This is a genomic window from Vibrio sp. J383 (genome assembly GCF_023503985.1).
GTDB lineage: Bacteria > Pseudomonadota > Gammaproteobacteria > Enterobacterales > Vibrionaceae > Vibrio > Vibrio splendidus.
The window spans coordinates 2,939,665-2,957,699 of sequence record NZ_CP097293.1; the positions used below are offsets into that span (position 1 = coordinate 2,939,665).

The window sequence follows — 18,035 nt, forward strand, 5'->3', positions numbered from 1 at the left end:
ATGAATGGCGGACAAATAGGTAACGTAGACTTAGTTAAACAACTAAACAGTGCGGCGGTATACCGACTAATAGACCAACAAGGGCCTATCAGTCGTATACAAGTGGCTGATGTAAGCCAACTCGCACCGGCAAGTGTTACAAAAATTACCCGCCAACTTTTAGAGCGCGGCCTAATTAAAGAGGTTGCGCAGCAAGCGTCTACTGGCGGTAGACGCGCTATCTCCCTAACCACAGAAGTAGAGCCTTTTCACTCTGTCGCTGTGCGCTTGGGTCGAGACTACATTCAAATAAGCCTGCATGACCTTGGCGGTCGTGAGCTGGCTTTCCAACAGCAAGACCTGAATTACTCAGACCAATCAGACCTCACCCAAGGCTTGGTCAATAACTTGAAGGCTTTCATTGCTGAACACCAACCAAAGATCGACCAACTGATTGCCATTGGTGTCACTCTTCCAGGCTTGGTTAACCCAACGACAGGTGTCGTTGAGTACATGCCAAATACAGACATCGATAACCTTGCGTTAAGCGACATTATTCGCGACACATTCCATGTTGCTTGTTTTGTTGGTAATGACGTTCGAGGAATGGCGCTTGCTGAGCACTACTTCGGTGCAAGTAAAGACAGCCAAGATTCTATTTTGGTTAGCGTTCACCGTGGTACTGGTGCTGGTATTATTGTTAATGGTCAGGTTTTCCTTGGCCATAACCGCAACGTGGGTGAAATTGGTCATATCCAAATTGATCCTCTTGGCGAGCAATGCCAATGCGGTAATTTCGGTTGTCTTGAAACCGTAGCGGCAAACCCTGCCATAGTTGAACGTGTCCAAAAGCTAATTAAGCAAGGTTATGAGTCCTCGCTAACAGAGATTGAGCACATTACCATTCAAGATGTATGTGACCATGCTATCAATGGCGACGAACTGGCTAAGCAAAGTTTGGTTCGAGTAGGTAATCAACTGGGTAAAGCTATCGCAATGACGATTAACTTGTTTAATCCTCAGAAAGTTATCATTGCTGGTGATATTACAAAGGCACAAGAGATTGTTTTCCCTGCAATTAAGCGCAATGTAGAGAATCAGTCGTTAACGGCTTTCCATAGCGGCCTGCCTATTGTAGCATCACAGATCGATAAACATCCTACGATGGGAGCTTTTGCCATGATTAAGCGCGCCATGCTCAACGGTGTGTTACTTCAAAAGCTTCTTGAAGACTAAAGAAAAACAACTCTGATTTTCCGCGGGCCGTGTTTGTATAAACACGGCCCGTTTTTTTAAGCTAGGGAACTACTACTACAAGTTATGGAACTTATATTAATATCCACTGCGTTTATTGCAGGATTTATTGCTTTAAAGTGTCACCTTCCCCCATTGGTCGGCTTTTTGGTCGCTGGTTTTGGGCTCTTTGCTCTGGGTTTTGAAACCAATGACACCATCATTACCTTGGCTGACCTTGGTGTCACCCTGCTTCTATTTACGATTGGCTTAAAGCTCGATATCAAAACCCTACTCTCTAAAGAGATCTGGGCTGGCGCAACAATCCACAACCTTTTATCCACTCTGTTTTTTGCGGTCGCCCTGTTTGGTTTTAAATTCCTAGGTATTTCCTCGTTGGCAGCCATGTCAATAGAACAGATTGTTCTACTCGGTTTTGCCCTTTCATTCTCTAGTACCGTATTCGCAGTTAAGTCTCTGCAAGAGAAAGGGGAAATGAATGCGACCTATGGAACATTAGCGATCGGTATTCTGGTCATGCAGGATATCTTTGCCGTGGTCTTCTTAACGGCATCGACAGGCAAAATTCCAGAGTGGTATGCCATCGCACTGTTCGCTTTGCCATTCTGTCGTCCATTGTTCTACAAAGTCCTCGACTGGGTTGGTCACGGCGAAATGTTGGTGCTGTTCGGCATTTTCTTCGCATTGGTCGTCGGTGCAGGCTTGTTCCAGTTTGTAGGGGTTAAACCAGATCTAGGTGCTCTGATCTTAGGTATGTTGTTAGCCGGTCACCCAAAAGCTTCAGAGCTGTCGAAATCGCTGTTTAACCTCAAAGAGCTTTTCCTTGTCTGCTTCTTCTTGAATATTGGATTATCCGAGCAACCTACCATTCAAGGCTTTATGCTCGCCATCTTATTCTTGCTGTTGCTGCCAGTGAAAGGCGTGCTTTACTTCTTGGTACTCAACCGCTTCAAATTCCGTGTTCGAACCTCTCTACTCGCCTCTCTATCATTGTTTAACTACAGTGAATTTGGTCTTATCGTCGGTGGTCTTGCCTTTAAGATGGGGTGGATGTCTGGCGATATATTAGTAGCGGTGGCAATTGCGGTTTCGTTATCGTTCTTAATCGCTGCTCCTTTAAACAAAGCGGGTCATAAGCTTTATCAACAGTCAGGTAAGTGGCTCAAAGAGCACGCTGCTGAAAAGCTTCACCAACGTGATAAACGAATTGATCCTGGTCGCGCACAAGTGCTTATTCTTGGTATGGGGCGCATTGGTACCGGCGCCTACGATGAATTGCGTTCTCGCTATGGCAAGGTTAGCTTAGGTGTCGAAGTTCGTGAAGAAGCCGCACACAACCATAGAAGCCTTGGAAGAAACGTTATTTCTGGCGATGCAACTGACCCAGATTTCTGGGAGCGTATCTTAGATACAGCAAACGTGAAGCTAGTGATCTTGGCGATGCCTCATCACCAAGGTAATCAAACAGCCTTAGAACAGCTAAAATCACGTAATTTTAAAGGTCAAATCGCAGCTATTGCTGAATACTCCGACCAGCTAGAAACATTGAAAGAGAATGGTGTCGATGCAGCATTCAACATCTACAGTGAAGCTGGTAGTGGTTTTGCTCGACACGTATGTGAGCAATTAAACCCTAACATCAATAAGATCTAATCCTAAACATTGTCTAGTTAACCTCTCAAAATTGCTGTTCTTTTGCACTTTTGAGAGGTTTTTGTTTAAAAAACCAACCGCAATTAGACGCCACTCACCAAAGCCACCTTAAAATTAGATAATTTCTAACATAAACCCCTTTATATTATTTTTTTGCTCACATTCAGTTGCTTTTTTTAGCCAGAATGGCAAATTGAATACAGTTGATTTAGAAATTATTTAAAAGGAAGTTCTATGTGTTCAGTATTTGGCATTCTCGACATTAAAAGTGATGCCGCAGCACTTCGCCCTATTGCTTTAGAAATGTCTAAAAAGCTTCGTCACCGTGGCCCAGACTGGTCTGGTATCTATGCTGGTGAAAAAGCAATTCTTGCGCACGAGCGTTTGGCTATCGTTGGTCTTAACAGTGGTGCACAACCACTATACAGCCAAGATAAAAAACACATTCTTGCAGTGAATGGCGAAATTTATAACCACAAAGAACTTCGTGCACGCTATGAAGATAAGTACCAGTTCCAGACTGACTCTGACTGTGAAGTTATCCTAGCGTTATACCAAGAAATGGGCGCGGACCTTTTAGAAGAACTTAACGGTATTTTCGCATTCGTTTTATACGACGAAGAGAAAGACGAATACCTAGTCGGCCGTGACCATATTGGTATCATCCCGCTTTACCAAGGCTACGACGAGCACGGCAACTACTACGTTGCTTCAGAGATGAAAGCACTCGTTGAAGTATGCAAGACGATCAGTGAGTTCCCTCCTGGTAGCTTCTATTCTTCGAAAGATGCAGAGCCTCAACGCTACTACATCCGCGATTGGAATGAATACGCTGCGGTACAAGGTAACAGCACAAGTAAAGAAGAACTGACTGAAGCGCTAGAAGCTGCAGTTAAACGTCAACTAATGACAGATGTACCTTATGGTGTACTTCTATCTGGTGGTCTTGATTCTTCAATCACTTCAGCAGTCGCTAAACGTTTTGCTGCAATGCGTATCGAAGACGATGAGCAATCAGAAGCTTGGTGGCCACAACTACACTCATTCGCAGTAGGTCTAGAAAACGCGCCTGACCTTATCGCTGCTCGTGAAGTTGCTGATAAGATTGGTACCGTACACCACGAGATGACTTACACCATTCAGGAAGGCTTAGATGCAATCCGTGATGTTATCTACCACATTGAAACTTACGATGTAACGACGATTCGTGCTTCAACGCCGATGTACTTGCTTGCTCGTAAGATCAAGGCAATGGGTATCAAAATGGTACTGTCTGGTGAAGGTGCTGATGAGATCTTTGGTGGCTACCTGTACTTCCATAAAGCGCCAAACGCAAAAGAGTTCCACGAAGAAACTGTGCGTAAACTTCTTGCTCTAAGCATGTTTGACTGTGCTCGCGCCAACAAATCTCTTGCGGCATGGGGTGTTGAAGGTCGTGTTCCATTCTTGGACAAAGAGTTCATCGATGTAGCAATGCGTTTGAACCCTGAAGATAAGATGTGTGGTAACGGTAAAATGGAGAAACACATTCTACGTGAGTGTTTTGAAGACTACCTACCAGATTCAATTGCATGGCGTCAAAAAGAGCAGTTCTCTGATGGTGTTGGCTACGATTGGATTGACACATTAAAAGCAACGGCTGAAGAAAAAGTAACGGATCAACAAATGGAAGCTGCGAAGTTCCGTTTCCCTTACAACACGCCAACAACCAAAGAAGGTTATGCTTACCGTGAAATTTTTGAGGAGCTATTCCCTCTAGAATCAGCGGCAGAATGTGTCCCTGGTGGTCCTTCAGTTGCTTGTTCATCAGCGAAAGCGATTGAGTGGGATGAGTCATTCAAAAACTGTGTCGACCCATCAGGTCGTGCAGTACAAGCCGTTCACAACGATGCTTACAACGCTTAGCGCGTTTTGAACAAACCCTAAAGACTAAAAAAGGCGCATTATGCGCCTTTTTGTTTTAAGCCTATTTTTTGCTTTGTATTACTGCACTTATGCGTGAGCTTGTAGTGCTTCGTTCTCAATACTGATCGGAACCACTTTGCTGATCATTTTTACCAGCATAATAGATCGAGCTTCACCATCTTTCTGATGGAAAATAGCTTCAACCCCAGCAAACTGACCACTATTGATCTTGACCACTTGCCCTGATTCAAACTCAACACAGCACTCTTCAGGTTCATCTTCGCAACACTTCTCAAACTCTTTCAGTTCATACACTAAGTCGCCTTGGACTTCGTGTGGCCTTGCGCCAAACTTAATAAAGTCGACGACACCACGCGTTGAACGAACAGTAGTAAAACTTGGACCCTGTTCGTAGTCAAAACGTACAAAGATGTAAGATGGGAATAGCGGTTCTTTGACCTGCTTCTCTTTCCCTCTCACGACCTTCTTGACATCGATTTGAGGATAAAAGCACTCTACCTCCTGGTTTTCTAGGTGCTGTTGAGCGCGTTTTTGATCACCACGCTTACAGTAAAGTAAATACCAACGTTTCATTTTACTAGCCATTTTCTATTTTGGGACATATTACCACAAGCCTAAAACCGTTAATCACCGTTAATAAAATGAATCCTGATAAGCAATAAATTATGCGTAACAGACCAACTTATCAACAAAAAGCCATAGGGGCAAAAAGTGGTTAAGCATTGTACAAGGAACATTTACAGATAAAAAGATGCATTATTGTAAGGCTATGTATGCCACATACAAAAGGAACGCGATACCATTTAAACCCAGAAACCATCCAACAAACCAATCAATTCGACGATTAGCATTCGATATTTCTTTTAAAAAGAACACTATGCGCTCAACTCAAAACTGGAAAATTAGTTTGCAGCACGCATTATCTGGGCAACATTATCAATAAAACCCATTATTTTCATAAACTTATAAAAAACTAGTTATCGTGACCATAAAAGACGCCTATTGCAGATGGTTATTCCACTCTGTATACATAAGGAACTATAAAATCTTTTAATACCTAAAATTAGTAAAACTTATGCCAAGCAATCACTGTAGTGGCATAGTTAATTTGGCCACCTGATTAAGAGGTGATGTATGATCATCTCGATACTAAAACAGGTGACATTATGACTAAGCGTGAAAGACGCACTTTTAACCCAGAATTTAAACTTGAATGCGCTCAGCTAGTGCTTGACCAGGGACGTTCCTATAAAGAAACCTGCGAAGCAATGGGGATTGGAAAAACTACGTTAGAAAGCTGGGTAAGGCAACTCAAAGCTGAAAGAGCTGGTAAGACACCAAATTCATCACCACTCACTCCAGAGCAAAGAGAAATTCGTGACCTTAAAAAGAAAATCAAACGCATTGAAGAAGAAAAGGAAATTCTAAAAAAGGCTACGGCTCTCTTGATGTCAGACTCCCTGAACGGTTCTCGATGATCGAGAAACTCAAGAAGAGTTATGCTGTGAAACGGCTTTGCGAAGTGTTCGGGGTTCATCGCAGTAGTTATCGTTATTGGGCAAATAGAGATAAATCTCTGTCGTCAGAGCATGTGCTTGTTCGTGCCGAAGTTCGCCGATCTTATGAGCTGAGCAATGGTTCCGCTGGAGCGAGAACCATTGCTGACATAGTCACAGCAAGAGGTATTCGACTTAGCCGTTACCGAGCAAGTAAGTTCATGAAAGAACTAGACTTAGTCAGTTGCCAGCTAGCAAAACATACGTACAAAAAAACACAGCAGGAACATGTTCATATACCTAACCGGTTAAATCGTCAGTTCGCGGTGACTGAGCCGAATCAAGTCTGGTGTGGCGATGTGACTTATATCTGGACGGGGGAGAGATGGTCTTATCTAGCCGTTGTTATTGACTTGTTCGCACGAAAAGTCATCGGTTGGGCAATGTCTAACTCACCAGATAGTGTATTGACTGGCAAGGCGCTGACCATGGCCAATGAGAGCCGCGGAAGGCCGTCTGGTGTAATGTTCCACTCGGATCAAGGTTGCCACTATACGAGTAAAAAATATCGTCAGTTGCTATGGAGATATCGAATCACTCAAAGTATGAGTCGTCGAGGGAACTGTTGGGATAATAGTCCTATGGAGCGAGTGTTCAGAAGTTTAAAAACGGAATGGGTACCAAAGAATGGCTATAGAAGTTTTACAGAGGCACAGAAAGCAATAACGGATTATTTGGTTGGTTATTACAACCAGCATCGTCCACATCAATACAATGGTGGATTAACACCAAATGAGTCGGAACGACAGTTTTGGTTCCCTTATAAAACTGTGGCCAGTTTTACTTGACCACTACACACAACATCTTTGGCCACCCTAGAGGCCTATTTCTACTTTTTAGCACAGAGCTATGGGAACGTTTCTCCTACTATGCGATGCGTGCGATCCTTGTTTTATTTCTTACCGATACCACTATCAATGGTGGTCTTGGTTGGTCAACAAAAGATGCCCTCGATCTTTATGGTATCTATACTGGTTTAGTCTATATCACGCCATTAATCGGCGGCTGGCTTGCCGATAACTACTTAGGACAACGTAAATCGATCCTAGTGGGCGGTGTATTAATGGCATTAGGCCAATTTACGCTTGCTCTTCCTAACGGCGCTATTGGCTTAGACCAAGTAAATGCTCTTTATCTAGGTTTAGCACTGCTTATCAGTGGTAACGGTATGTTTAAACCAAACATCTCGACCATGGTTGGCGACCTATACCAAGAAGGCGATAACCGACGTGACGGCGCTTTCACCATTTTCTATATGGGCATCAACTTAGGCGCGCTACTGGGTGGCTTAATTTCAGGTGCTGCAGTCGATTCATTCGGCTGGAAAGCTGGCTTCCTAGCCGCTGGTATCGGTATGGTTATTAGCTTAGTTATGCAATTGACGATGGCTCAGTCATGGTTAGGCAACATTGGCTCAGTACCTGCAGCTGCACGAGCGAAAGCGCTGAACAAATCGAAAGAGAAAACACCACTGACCAAAGAAGAGTTCGACAGACTAAAAGTTATTCTTGTTATGGGTCTGTTCGTAATCGTTTTCTGGGCTGGCTTTGAACAAGCTGGCGGTTTGATGAACATCTACACTCAACAATATACGGACCGTATGATTGGTGGCTTTGAAGTTCCTGCAGCTTGGTTCCAATCTCTGAACCCATTCTTCATCATTACACTTGCACCAATCATTGCTGCATTTTGGGTCAAGCTTGGTAAGCGTGAACCAAACTCGCCAGTGAAATTTGCGATGGCGTTGTTTTTCTTAGCACTAGGCTTTGTGTGCATGATGGGTGCAGTAATGGAGCAAGGTGGCGACCTAACAGTGAAAACATCAATGCTGTGGCTAGTCGGTGCTTTCTTCTTCCATACTCTTGGTGAGCTTTGTCTATCTCCTATTGGCCTGTCGTTGGTCACTAAGTTAGCTCCACTTCGTCTAGCATCGTTAATGATGGGTGCATGGTTTGGCTTCAATGCTGTCGCAAACTACGTCGCTGGCCTTGTGGGTTCTCACGTTGGTGAGCTTGGCGCAATGTCTATCTTCGGTGGTATCGCAATTACAGCGACAATAAGTGGCGTCTTACTGCTTCTTTGTGCAGGTAAACTTGTATCATGGATGCATGGTGTAGAAACCAACATGACGCTTGAAGCAGAACCAAAAGCAGAAACTTCGGTTGCTTAATATCTAGATCTATTTCAAGAAGAAACATCAAGATCAAAAAGGGCTGCTCAATGAGCAGCCCTTTTGTTATTGATTCTATTGGCATATCAGTTAGCGATGAAGCGCCACTAGCTCAGCCATCATATCGATGTGTGAGTCTCTGTCGTTAAGACACATAATATAGCTAAAGTCTGAGCCACCAGCATCAATGAACGTCTCTTTACACTGGTCAGAAATCTCTTCCAACGTTTCCAAACAGTCAACCGAGAACGCAGGAGCCATGATATCAATCTTCTTGATGCCCTTGCTCGGCAGTGATTCAAGTGTCTCGTCAGTATAAGGCTTCAACCACTCTTCTCGACCAAATCGAGATTGGTATGTCATGGTGATATCGTCCGCTGATAAGCCTAACTCAGCAGCAAGTAATTTTGTCGTCGCTTCACAATGCTGAGGGTAGATGTCACCTTCATCAGCGAGTCGCTTCGGAATACCGTGGAAAGAACACACTAAATGATCACCTCTGCCATTTTTATCCCAATGACTACGAACACTTTCAGCCAATGCTTTTGCGTAGCTTGGGTGAGCGTAGTAGTCACGAATAAAGCGATAGCTCGGAATCACTGGCATCTGCTTAAAGGCTTTGGTTAAACCATCAGAAACGGCCGCTGTGGTTGTACCTGAGTACTGAGGATATAAAGGCAGGACGATAATGTCTTCAACACCCTGCTCCATCAGTTGCTCGACCCCCGCCTTAAGGCTTGGGTTGCCATAGGTCATACCCAGCGCTACGGGCATCTCTAATTTTTTCTGGAGCTTGTCGGCTTGTCTTTGAGAATATACAAGCAGTGGTGAGCCTTCATCCATCCAAACAGACTGATACAGCTTAGCCACTTTCGGCGCTCTAATCGGTAAGATCACCCCATGTAAAATAGGACACCAAAGCCAACGCGTTAGGTTTACGACTCGCTTGTCGTGTAAGAATTCACTCAAAAATCGACGAACGCCAGCCGGGGTCGCCGAATCTGGTGTTCCTAAGTTCACCAGTAAAACGCCCTGCTTTTTATTATTTTCCATAGATACCTGAGACCAATGTGTGATTTTCTGGAACGTAATATACTAATCGGCATAAGTTTAAGATCATTGTTGTGCCACTAAATTTAAGAATAATCGTTCTTAACCTGGGTTATCACAACATCACCTTGAGCGTTAGCCTCGCGAATCTAAGCCGTACCGCGGAAACAGCACACAATCGATTTATCTAGATTGGTATATTACTAAAAATTGAAACAAAAAAAGCGACCTTAACGGTCGCTTCCAATATATCAAATTCTAAAACTGGCTGTTAGCCAATTATGCTAGTGCTTTCTCAAGTTCTGCACTAACTTCAGCAACTTGCTTAGTACCATCAAATTTAAGGTACTTAGTGTTACCTGCTTCTGCTTCCTTACCGTAGTAAGAAATAAGCGGAGCCGTTTGATCGTGGTATACGCCTAGACGTGCACGAACTGTTTCTTCTTTATCGTCATCACGAACCACTAGCTCTTCGCCAGTGATGTCATCTTTACCTTCTTCTTTAGGCGGGTTGTACACACTGTGGTATGTACGACCAGAAGGAAGGTGAGCACGACGACCAGCCATACGCTCAACAATCACATCGTCAGCTACGTCGAATTCAACAACGTAATCAACAGCAATGCCCATTTCTTTTAGGCCATCCGCTTGTGGGATTGTGCGTGGGAAACCGTCTAGTAAGAAACCTTTCTCACAGTCATCTTGAGCTATACGCTCTTTGATTAGACCAAGGATAATTTCATCAGAAACTAGCTGACCAGCGTCGATTACTGATTTTGCTTGCTTACCAAGCTCAGTACCCGCTTTGATAGCAGCACGTAGCATGTCACCAGTTGAAATTTGAGGGATACCAAATTTGTTCATGATGAAGTTAGCTTGAGTACCTTTACCCGCGCCAGGAGCACCTAGAAGAATGATGCGCATGTTTAATCCTCTTATAAAAATTATGATTTATACCGAAGCTCACTATCCCGCCTTTCTGGTTTAATTTAGGTCAAACAAGAGAGGTTAGGTAACAACTGAGGCTAAGCTCAACTGTAAACAGAAGCAAAACGGTAAGTTTCGGTATAACGTTTAAAAATCATACAACTGGAGACGATAGGTTCATAGTACCAGCTGATTAGGTCGAGCATTCTATCACATTAATATTCAATTTGGCTGAAATTAAGACTAAAGAATGTATCGACAGCGTTTGCGTTCGTCTTGTTAGCGACTTTAGCTACATTTCGATGAATTTAAGCGACGTTCATAAAAAAAGCCCGCATTAGCGAGCTTTTATTTATAATTATAGGCTTAGCCCAAAGTCGAAAGACTAACGTTTTGTTAGTAGCTCGTTGATTGCACCTAAGAATTGTGATGGATCTTCCATTGAGCCTTTTTCAGCCAGCATAGCTTGGCCAAGTAGTAACTCAACCCAACGGCCGAATGCCTGTTCGTCCGCTTCATCTGCCATCTGCTTAACTAGCGCATGCTCAGGGTTAATCTCAAAGATGTACTTCACCTCAGGAGCAGCTTGACCCGCAGCTTCTAGAAGTTTAGCCATTTGAGTTCCCATCTCGAAATCATCGGTAACAACAACAGCAGGCGTAGTTGCTAGCTTGAATGTCGTGCGAACCTCTTTAACACGATCACCAAGATAAGCTTGAGTGCGGTCTACAACAGACTTGAACTCTTCTTCTGCCTCTTTTTGCTTCTCTTTCTCTTCTTCGCCTTCGAACTTGCTTAGGTCTAAGCCCGCTTTGGTGATCGATTGGAACTGCTTACCATCAAAATCAGTCAGGTAGTTCATTACGTACTCATCAATACGATCGTACATTAGAACCACTTCGATACCTTTTGCTTTGAACTGCTCCAAATGCGGGCTGTTCTTAGCGGCAGCGTAGTTATCTGCTGTTAGGTAATAAATCTTGTCTTGGCCTTCCTTCATACGTTCAACGTAAGACACTAGGCTGATAGCTTGGTCAGCAGAATCCACTTCCGTTGATGAGAAGCGAAGTAAACCAGCGATTTTTTCTTTGTTCGCCATGTCTTCCGCAGGGCCTTCTTTCAATACTAGGCCAAACTCTTTCCAAAACTCTAGGTACTTATCATTGTCATTCTTCGCCATGCGCTCAAGCATCGTCAGGACACGCTTAGTACATGCGCCACGAAGAGACTGAGTTACCTTATTATCTTGCAATATTTCACGAGACACGTTCAGTGGTAGATCGTTTGAGTCAATTAAGCCGCGAACGAAACGCATGTAAGATGGCATGAACTGCTCTGCATCATCCATGATGAATACTCGCTGTACATAAAGCTTAAGGCCGCTCTTATGGTCACGATTCATCATATCCCAAGGTGCTTTAGCTGGGATGTAAAGTAGGCTTGTGTAGTCGTTCTTACCTTCAACTTTGTTATGGCTCCACGTTAGTGGATCAGCAAAGTCGTGAGATACGTGCTTGTAAAACTCTTGGTACTCTTCTTTCTCGATATCAGACTTGTTACGAGTCCAAAGTGCTTGAGCCTTGTTAATCTGTTCCCAATGTTTCTCTTCGGTATCTTTACCTTCGTCATCTTTAACCGCAGTTAAGATAGAGACGGGGATACCGATGTGATCAGAGTATTTACCAATGACTTCACGCAGACGCCATTCATTTAGGAATTCTTTACCGTCTTCGCGCATATGAAGAATGATATCAGTACCACGAGACTCTTTAGTGATGTCTTCGATAGTGTAATCACCTTCCCCCGCAGAGTGCCACTGAACAGCTTCATTACTCGCTAGACCTGCTGCACGTGTGCGAACCGTTACCGCGTCTGCAACGATGAATGCAGAATAGAAACCAACACCAAATTGACCAATCAATTGAGAGTCTTTGCTTTGGTCTTCAGACAGCTTTGAGAAAAAGTCTGCAGTACCCGATTTAGCAATCGTACCTAAATGCTCAATAACGTTGTCGCGGCTCATGCCGATGCCGTTATCAGAAATCGTTAAAGTATTCGTTTCAGCGCTAAAAGATAATTTTACACCCAGATCTGCATCACCTTGGTAAAGGTCACCGTTTGACAAGGCTTGGAAACGAAGCTTATCAGCTGCGTCAGATGCGTTAGAGATCAGCTCACGTAGGAAGATTTCTTTATTTGAATACAGTGAGTGAATCATTAGGTGAAGTAGTTGTTTTACTTCAGATTGAAAGCCACGAGTCTCTTTATTTTGCGTTGCTGTTTCGCTCATTTTTACTCCAAAACATCTATACTTTATGTTGAATAACCATAGGGGCGTAACACTTGATGCCACTCTTATGTTCATTAACATGAGGATGACAAATGTAAATTCAAGGTCAAAAATCATAAAAACACTGTTTTTTTGATCTGTTTTTATTATCCTTGAGTCTGATAAATATAAAAGAACATAAAAGAAGCCATGATTTGGTGAAGAATTAACGGAACTTCACCTGAGATTTGTCTATTTCGCACTCAAAATCATCCAAAATAGAAGAATTCAATGAGCAATATCGGCACAAAGTTTATTCTCGCACAGCGGTTCGTATTCGATCCAAATAGCAATTCACTTGTTGATCAAATGAGCGACGGCGAAGTCGTGCGCCTTGGCAGCAATGAAAGCCGCATTCTCCTGATGCTGTCAGAAAGACCCAATGAAGTTATCACTCGTAATGAATTGCACGAGTATGTTTGGCGAGATCAAGGCTTTGAGGTTGATGACTCAAGCTTAACGCAAGCAGTTTCTACCCTGAGAAAGATGCTCAAGGACTCGACCAAATCTCCAGAATTCGTAAAAACGGTACCTAAACGCGGTTACCAATTTATTGCAACCGTTGAACGCTCTGCACCACTTTCATCCAATGATCAGCCAGCAGCGGCTGAAATTGCAGAAAATGACGTAGAACCCATCTTAACGTTTGCAACGCCTACAATGACCGAAGAAGCAATGACTGAAGCTGTCGAGCCCGAGTCAATTACAAAGTTTCAAGAAACCAAAGTTGAAGTGGAACCAGCAACAACACCAACTGCTACCCCGGTTAAAAGCACCAATAAGTGGTTAGCGTTTTCGTTATTGCTTGCGGCTTTCATCATGCCAATTCTGGTTTTAACGTTTACTAACCCCGCAGAATCCGAGTTCAGAACATTGACTGAAGTGGATGGTGTAAAGATTCAAACCCCAATCAATCATCCTGATCTCAGTAGTTGGCTCCCTGCGATAGAGAAGTGTGTATTGCGCTACAACACTAATCACACTGGCATGCTGAAACCGACTGAGGTGATTGCAACAGGTGGACAAACCAACAACCTTGCCCTCAACTACATTCACCCGCAAGATTACTCTAGCGAAAATGTAACCCTAAGAATTTACGCAAACCAGTCGGATGTAAACGACATTTGTAACGGTGGTCAGTAACATGAAATTAAAAGTATCGATTATTTTACTGGTTCTATCTGCATTCTTAAGTGGTTGGTTATATTGGGGCAGCGACGCAAAAGTAGAGCGCTTGCTCACTCAGCATGAGTGGCAATCGAAAATGGTGACTCTGATTAGCGACAACAAGCAAGCTGATGCAATCGGCCCGCTGCGTAGAGTTGAACTATCATCGAATGCGAAATACCTACCAAATGGTACGTACCTGAGAATGTCAGTGGTTAGGCTGTACAGTACTCAAACTGCACCTGCGAATGTGATCAACATATCAGAAACAGGTCAGTGGGATATTAACGATAACTATTTACTGATTTCGCCAACGGAGTTTAAAGATGTAACTTCGGCTGAGCGCCAAGACTTTTCGGAAGAACAACTAGAGCTGATCACTCAAGTGATTAAGATGGATGCAGAGCAAAGCCGACGCATTGATATTATTAATCAGAAAGCACTGCTGCTCACTAGCTTAAATCACGGTTCTACCGTTTTGTTCTCAAACTAAAACTCTGCAGTTATTTATGTATATCAATAACTGAATACCATTAAACGGTAAACCAATAGAAAAGGGGCATGATGCCCCTTTTTTGTTAGCCGTTGGTATCAAATAACGGATGTAGCATTTTAAGGATTAACTATGAATACGGATCAACCAAATCTGACGCCAGCTAAAGAGACAGTAACAAAAGCGACAATCGCAATACACTATTGCCGTCAGTGTAATTGGATGCTTCGTTCTAGTTGGTTATGCCAAGAGCTGCTGCATACCTTTAGCGAAGAAATTGAACAAGTGAGCTTGCATCCAGACACCGGAGGCAGGTTCGAAATCTTTTGTAATGGTGTGCAGATTTGGGAAAGAAAAGCAGATCAAGGTTTTCCAGAAGCGAAAGTTCTGAAGCAAAGAGTGCGAAACATCATTGCTCCAGACAGAGACCTCGGCCACGTAGACTCAAAGTGAGCCTTTTCTAACGCCGCCGATTGAGTTTATTTAAAGCTCGCCACTCACAATTACTTCACCTTCAAGGCTAATGACTTTAAAGGTATTATTTTCATAGATGCCATGGCTCGCTGCGTGACCATCTCGTGGGAATGTCACCGAACTAGGGTTAAAGATAAAGATATCATCTTGGTATTCGGCAACTGGAATATGGGTATGCCCATGGGCAATAATATCACCCGCTTTTAGTGCTGGTCGTTTAGTGGTGTTATACAAATGACCATGGGTTAGAAAGATACGCTGACCTGATTCCAATAACACCCATGAGTAATCCATCATCATTGGAAAAGACAACAGCATTTGATCCACTTCACTGTCGCAGTTACCACGAACGGCGATGATCTCTTGAGAAAACGCATTCAACTTCTCTGCAACCGCCGGTGGATTGTATCCTTCTGGAATCGGATTTCTTGGCCCATGATTCAGAATGTCACCCAATAGCACTAAATATTGCGCACCAGACGCTTGGTAGAGTTCTAATACCTTTTCTGTTGCTGGCAGCGAACCGTGTAGGTCTGAAGCAAAAAATAATTTCACACGTACTTCTCCATAAAATTTATGAGCCTATTGTACGTATCTAAATGCTACACGTCATCTCTCGCCATACCGTTGATCACGATATTATTGTAACTAACCATACCGACTATCTTGTTATCACGAACTACTGGCGCGCGACTGATACCAAAGCGTTCAAACAGGCGAGCGCAATACTTTACGTTCATCTCAGCAGACACGCTTAGCGCTGGCTTGGTCATGATTTCATAAACATTGGTTCGCTTCGGAGATCGATTTTTAGCCAACACTTTCTTTGCTATATCATTCATCAACACGATACCGTACTCGTCATCCTCGTGGCGTTTATCGACAATGATTGCTTTCACTTTGTGCTTCTTAGCCATCTCTATCGCTTCTAACACCGTAGTTAGCCCATCGATAATCACATACGTATTGGCCATGACATCGCCTACTCGGATCTTTTCACTGGTACTCATAGCTCATCCTCCACAACCTTTGTTAACGTCTCAACTTGATGCGCAACGCCGACTGCATCTTCCACATCTATCTGTACTGCAATACCCTGCCCCGATTCTTGGTCAAACTCCCCCACTTCACTAATTCTTTCAAGAATATGCCTTGCTAGATGCTCCTCAACGACAAACAGCAGCACATCTTTTTGCACCTCTAATGTTAATCCGAAGAAGGTGCGCTTTTGGTTTAAGCCCTGCCCTCTGGCATTATTAATCACGGTTGCTCCGGTTGCGCCCGCATCACGCGCGGCATCGAGCACAATGTCGGTTTTGCTCTCTTCTACAAACGCTAGGATAAGTTTAAAGCGCATCTTTGCTCTCCTTAGAGGTGTGTAAACGGTTTAACCATTGGGTTATTTGGGCATAGCTCATCACCGAAATGATGGGGAACAAACTCGCAAAGGCGATTAAGCCGAAACCGTCTATTACTGGATTTCGTCCCGGTACAGTTGAAGCAAGCCCTAATCCAAGAGCCGTCACTAAAGGCACAGTCACGGTAGATGTCGTAACCCCGCCTGAATCGTAGGCCAATGGAATGATCAATTTGGGGGCGTAAAAGGTTTGAATCACCACAATGACATAGCCACAAATAATGTAGTAATGGATAGGATCGCCCGCAACGATACGGTAGCTACCTAATGAGATACCGATGGCAACGCCTAATGCCACGGCGATTCTCAGTCCGTTAACACTGATACTGCCACCGGATACTTGGTTTGCCTTAATCGCTACAGCAATCAAAGAAGGCTCGGCTATCGTGGTACTAAAACCAATACAAAACGCAAACAGGTAAACCCAGTAATAATCAAACCAAGCCAATGAAAGACCAGAACTGATCTTAAATTCAGTCAAAAAGCTTGGTTCGGTGAGTTGCATTGCCATCGTCTCCCCTAGAGGGAATAACGCGAGCTCCAACCCCATCAAAAAGAGTGATAAGCCAAGAATGACGTAAAAGAAACCGATGAGCACTTTGGCAAGGTTATTGACAGGCTTACGCAGTACCACTAACTGAAAACCGAAGATGATCACCGCAATCGGAATCACATCCATCACAGTGCCTAGAAAGGTGTCGATAAATTGCTGCACACTGATCATGTCACCACCATCCCGTACACCATGACAAACATCATCGGCAGAAGTGAAGCAAACGCGATCAATCCAAAGCCATCAAACATAGGATTTCGTCCTTTAATCGCCGAGGCTAAACCCACCCCTAATGCGGTCACTAACGGAACGGTGATCGTTGATGTTGTGACACCGCCAGAGTCGTACGCAATCCCAATAATGTTTTCCGGGGCAAATGCAGTGAGCACCACGACTCCAATATAACCACCGATGATCATGTACTGAATTGGCCAACCTTTTAAGATCCGAAGTACTCCTAATAGAATGGCAATACCGACCGATAACGCCACGGTGAAGCGCAGGCCATCGGCATATTGTTCCCTTTCATCTAAAGAGTTGGGAATAACACCACCTTCAGCTGCAACTTCTGCTGCTTCAGCAGCCACTGCGGTTAATGCGGGTTCGGCAATGGTGGTACCAAAGCCTAAACAGAAAGCGAAGGTCAATAACCAAAACACGCTCCCCTTACGAGCAAAAGCTTGTGCCATCGACTCGCCGATTGGGAACAGACCCATTTCAAGGCCAAAGATAAAAAAAGTCAGTCCAAAAACCACCAGCACTAAGCCAGTTAGAATAGACAACAGATGAGGGAGTGGTTCTTGCAAAACAGCAAGCTGGAAGAAAGCAATCACCGCCACGATCGGCAAGAGATCCCTTAGGCTACCTAACATGGCTCGAAACAAAGCAAGCACTGCCGTCATCGCAACTCCTTGTGACTGAAATTGTGTCTGGTTATTAATTACTAATAATCATGGCAAATCCTTATCATTCCTTATGTGACAAATATTACGCAGTTGGTAACATATCCGAGTAAAGTCCATAAGTGTGATAGCGGTATACATCCTAACTTGATGAATTTAATTTCATTCTTTCGTAAATTGATACG

General features: G+C 43.7%; 17 protein-coding genes. 8 read left to right on the forward strand and 9 right to left on the reverse strand.

The genetic code is table 11. The features are described from left to right. The 3 genes from nagC to asnB all read left to right on the forward strand — a co-directional run bounded on the left by nagC (position 1) and on the right by asnB (position 4,791). Positions 1-1,215 (forward strand): DNA-binding transcriptional regulator NagC, encoded by a 1,215-nt coding sequence (gene nagC / locus M4S28_RS13165; RefSeq protein ID WP_004734232.1) that lies wholly within the window; start codon positions 1-3, stop codon positions 1,213-1,215. Between the two features lie 84 nt (positions 1,216-1,299). Further along, entirely contained in the window at positions 1,300-2,886 is a 1,587-nt protein-coding gene (locus M4S28_RS13170) for a cation:proton antiporter domain-containing protein (RefSeq protein ID WP_017079462.1), read from the forward strand. Positions 2,887-3,120: 234 nt separating this feature from the next. Continuing rightward, on the forward strand, positions 3,121-4,791 hold the full coding sequence (gene asnB, locus M4S28_RS13175) for an asparagine synthase B (protein WP_017079461.1): 1,671 nt from the start codon (positions 3,121-3,123) through the stop codon (positions 4,789-4,791). A gap of 87 nt (positions 4,792-4,878) precedes the next feature. Here the strand turns inward: asnB and rfaH are convergent, their stop codons facing one another. Next, on the reverse strand, positions 4,879-5,385 hold the full coding sequence (gene rfaH, locus M4S28_RS13180) for a transcription/translation regulatory transformer protein RfaH (protein ID WP_249631934.1): 507 nt from the start codon (positions 5,383-5,385) through the stop codon (positions 4,879-4,881). A gap of 593 nt (positions 5,386-5,978) precedes the next feature. On the opposite strand from rfaH, the gene M4S28_RS13185 reads away from it, so the two are divergent. Next, positions 5,979-7,156, forward strand: a protein-coding gene (locus M4S28_RS13185; protein ID WP_249631935.1) for an IS3 family transposase whose coding sequence is annotated in 2 segments (ribosomal slippage) — positions 5,979-6,237 and positions 6,237-7,156 — 1,179 coding nt in all. Because the reading frame shifts where the segments join, the coding sequence is not laid out codon by codon here. Then, the gene (locus M4S28_RS13190) at positions 7,153-8,538 is read left to right on the forward strand and encodes a peptide MFS transporter (protein WP_249631936.1); all 1,386 of its coding nucleotides are present in this window, start codon (positions 7,153-7,155) and stop codon (positions 8,536-8,538) included. The genes M4S28_RS13185 and M4S28_RS13190 overlap by 4 nt, the downstream gene beginning before the upstream one ends. Before the next feature lie 90 nt (positions 8,539-8,628). On the opposite strand, the gene hemH is transcribed toward M4S28_RS13190, so the two are convergent. The 3 genes from hemH to htpG all read right to left on the reverse strand — a co-directional run bounded on the left by hemH (position 8,629) and on the right by htpG (position 12,805). Then, complete coding sequence (gene hemH, locus M4S28_RS13195) at positions 8,629-9,591, reverse strand: ferrochelatase (protein ID WP_004734237.1); 963 nt, start codon at positions 9,589-9,591, stop codon at positions 8,629-8,631. A gap of 276 nt (positions 9,592-9,867) precedes the next feature. Beyond that, positions 9,868-10,512 (reverse strand): adenylate kinase, encoded by a 645-nt coding sequence (gene adk / locus M4S28_RS13200; protein ID WP_004734238.1) that lies wholly within the window; start codon positions 10,510-10,512, stop codon positions 9,868-9,870. Positions 10,513-10,900: 388 nt separating this feature from the next. Further along, the gene (gene htpG / locus M4S28_RS13205; protein WP_249631937.1) at positions 10,901-12,805 is read right to left on the reverse strand and encodes a molecular chaperone HtpG; all 1,905 of its coding nucleotides are present in this window, start codon (positions 12,803-12,805) and stop codon (positions 10,901-10,903) included. A 270-nt stretch (positions 12,806-13,075) separates the two neighbouring features. On the opposite strand from htpG, the gene M4S28_RS13210 reads away from it, so the two are divergent. The 3 genes from M4S28_RS13210 to M4S28_RS13220 all read left to right on the forward strand — a co-directional run bounded on the left by M4S28_RS13210 (position 13,076) and on the right by M4S28_RS13220 (position 14,957). Further along, positions 13,076-13,987, forward strand: a complete 912-nt coding sequence (locus tag M4S28_RS13210) for a transcriptional regulator (protein WP_054547641.1) — start codon at positions 13,076-13,078, stop codon at positions 13,985-13,987. A gap of 1 nt (position 13,988) precedes the next feature. Continuing rightward, complete coding sequence (locus M4S28_RS13215) at positions 13,989-14,504, forward strand: regulatory protein ToxS (protein WP_004734241.1); 516 nt, start codon at positions 13,989-13,991, stop codon at positions 14,502-14,504. Between the two features lie 132 nt (positions 14,505-14,636). Further along, complete coding sequence (locus tag M4S28_RS13220; RefSeq protein WP_249631938.1) at positions 14,637-14,957, forward strand: Rdx family protein; 321 nt, start codon at positions 14,637-14,639, stop codon at positions 14,955-14,957. 30 nt (positions 14,958-14,987) lie between these two features. Here M4S28_RS13220 and yfcE read toward each other — a convergent pair whose 3' ends face one another. From yfcE to M4S28_RS13245, 5 genes are read right to left on the reverse strand one after another with little or no spacing between them, the layout of a single operon-like run. Then, on the reverse strand, positions 14,988-15,533 hold the full coding sequence (gene yfcE, locus M4S28_RS13225; protein WP_102445788.1) for a phosphodiesterase: 546 nt from the start codon (positions 15,531-15,533) through the stop codon (positions 14,988-14,990). A 47-nt stretch (positions 15,534-15,580) separates the two neighbouring features. After that, entirely contained in the window at positions 15,581-15,988 is a 408-nt protein-coding gene (locus M4S28_RS13230; protein WP_017062206.1) for a CBS domain-containing protein, read from the reverse strand. Beyond that, on the reverse strand, positions 15,985-16,335 hold the full coding sequence (locus tag M4S28_RS13235) for a P-II family nitrogen regulator (RefSeq protein ID WP_004734245.1): 351 nt from the start codon (positions 16,333-16,335) through the stop codon (positions 15,985-15,987). Before M4S28_RS13235 ends, M4S28_RS13230 begins: the two co-directional genes overlap by 4 nt. Further along, entirely contained in the window at positions 16,325-17,119 is a 795-nt protein-coding gene (locus tag M4S28_RS13240) for a DUF1538 domain-containing protein (protein ID WP_108117863.1), read from the reverse strand. Before M4S28_RS13240 ends, M4S28_RS13235 begins: the two co-directional genes overlap by 11 nt. After that, positions 17,116-17,850, reverse strand: a complete 735-nt coding sequence (locus M4S28_RS13245; protein ID WP_249631939.1) for a DUF1538 domain-containing protein — start codon at positions 17,848-17,850, stop codon at positions 17,116-17,118. The genes M4S28_RS13240 and M4S28_RS13245 overlap by 4 nt, the downstream gene beginning before the upstream one ends. Positions 17,851-18,035 lie beyond the last annotated feature (185 nt).

What these genes read in the sequence shown, in the direction of transcription:
- nagC (WP_004734232.1), top strand. Translation starts at nt 1, where the DNA reads ATGAATGGCGGACAAATAGGTAACGTAGACTTAGTTAAACAACTAAAC.
- M4S28_RS13170 (WP_017079462.1), top strand. Translation starts at nt 1,300, where the DNA reads ATGGAACTTATATTAATATCCACTGCGTTTATTGCAGGATTTATTGCT.
- asnB (WP_017079461.1), top strand. Translation starts at nt 3,121, where the DNA reads ATGTGTTCAGTATTTGGCATTCTCGACATTAAAAGTGATGCCGCAGCA.
- rfaH (WP_249631934.1), bottom strand. Translation starts at nt 5,385, where the DNA reads ATGAAACGTTGGTATTTACTTTACTGTAAGCGTGGTGATCAAAAACGC.
- hemH (WP_004734237.1), bottom strand. Translation starts at nt 9,591, where the DNA reads ATGGAAAATAATAAAAAGCAGGGCGTTTTACTGGTGAACTTAGGAACA.
- adk (WP_004734238.1), bottom strand. Translation starts at nt 10,512, where the DNA reads ATGCGCATCATTCTTCTAGGTGCTCCTGGCGCGGGTAAAGGTACTCAA.
- htpG (WP_249631937.1), bottom strand. Translation starts at nt 12,805, where the DNA reads ATGAGCGAAACAGCAACGCAAAATAAAGAGACTCGTGGCTTTCAATCT.
- M4S28_RS13210 (WP_054547641.1), top strand. Translation starts at nt 13,076, where the DNA reads ATGAGCAATATCGGCACAAAGTTTATTCTCGCACAGCGGTTCGTATTC.
- M4S28_RS13215 (WP_004734241.1), top strand. Translation starts at nt 13,989, where the DNA reads ATGAAATTAAAAGTATCGATTATTTTACTGGTTCTATCTGCATTCTTA.
- M4S28_RS13220 (WP_249631938.1), top strand. Translation starts at nt 14,637, where the DNA reads ATGAATACGGATCAACCAAATCTGACGCCAGCTAAAGAGACAGTAACA.
- M4S28_RS13230 (WP_017062206.1), bottom strand. Translation starts at nt 15,988, where the DNA reads ATGAGTACCAGTGAAAAGATCCGAGTAGGCGATGTCATGGCCAATACG.
- M4S28_RS13235 (WP_004734245.1), bottom strand. Translation starts at nt 16,335, where the DNA reads ATGCGCTTTAAACTTATCCTAGCGTTTGTAGAAGAGAGCAAAACCGAC.
- M4S28_RS13240 (WP_108117863.1), bottom strand. Translation starts at nt 17,119, where the DNA reads ATGATCAGTGTGCAGCAATTTATCGACACCTTTCTAGGCACTGTGATG.
- M4S28_RS13245 (WP_249631939.1), bottom strand. Translation starts at nt 17,850, where the DNA reads ATGACGGCAGTGCTTGCTTTGTTTCGAGCCATGTTAGGTAGCCTAAGG.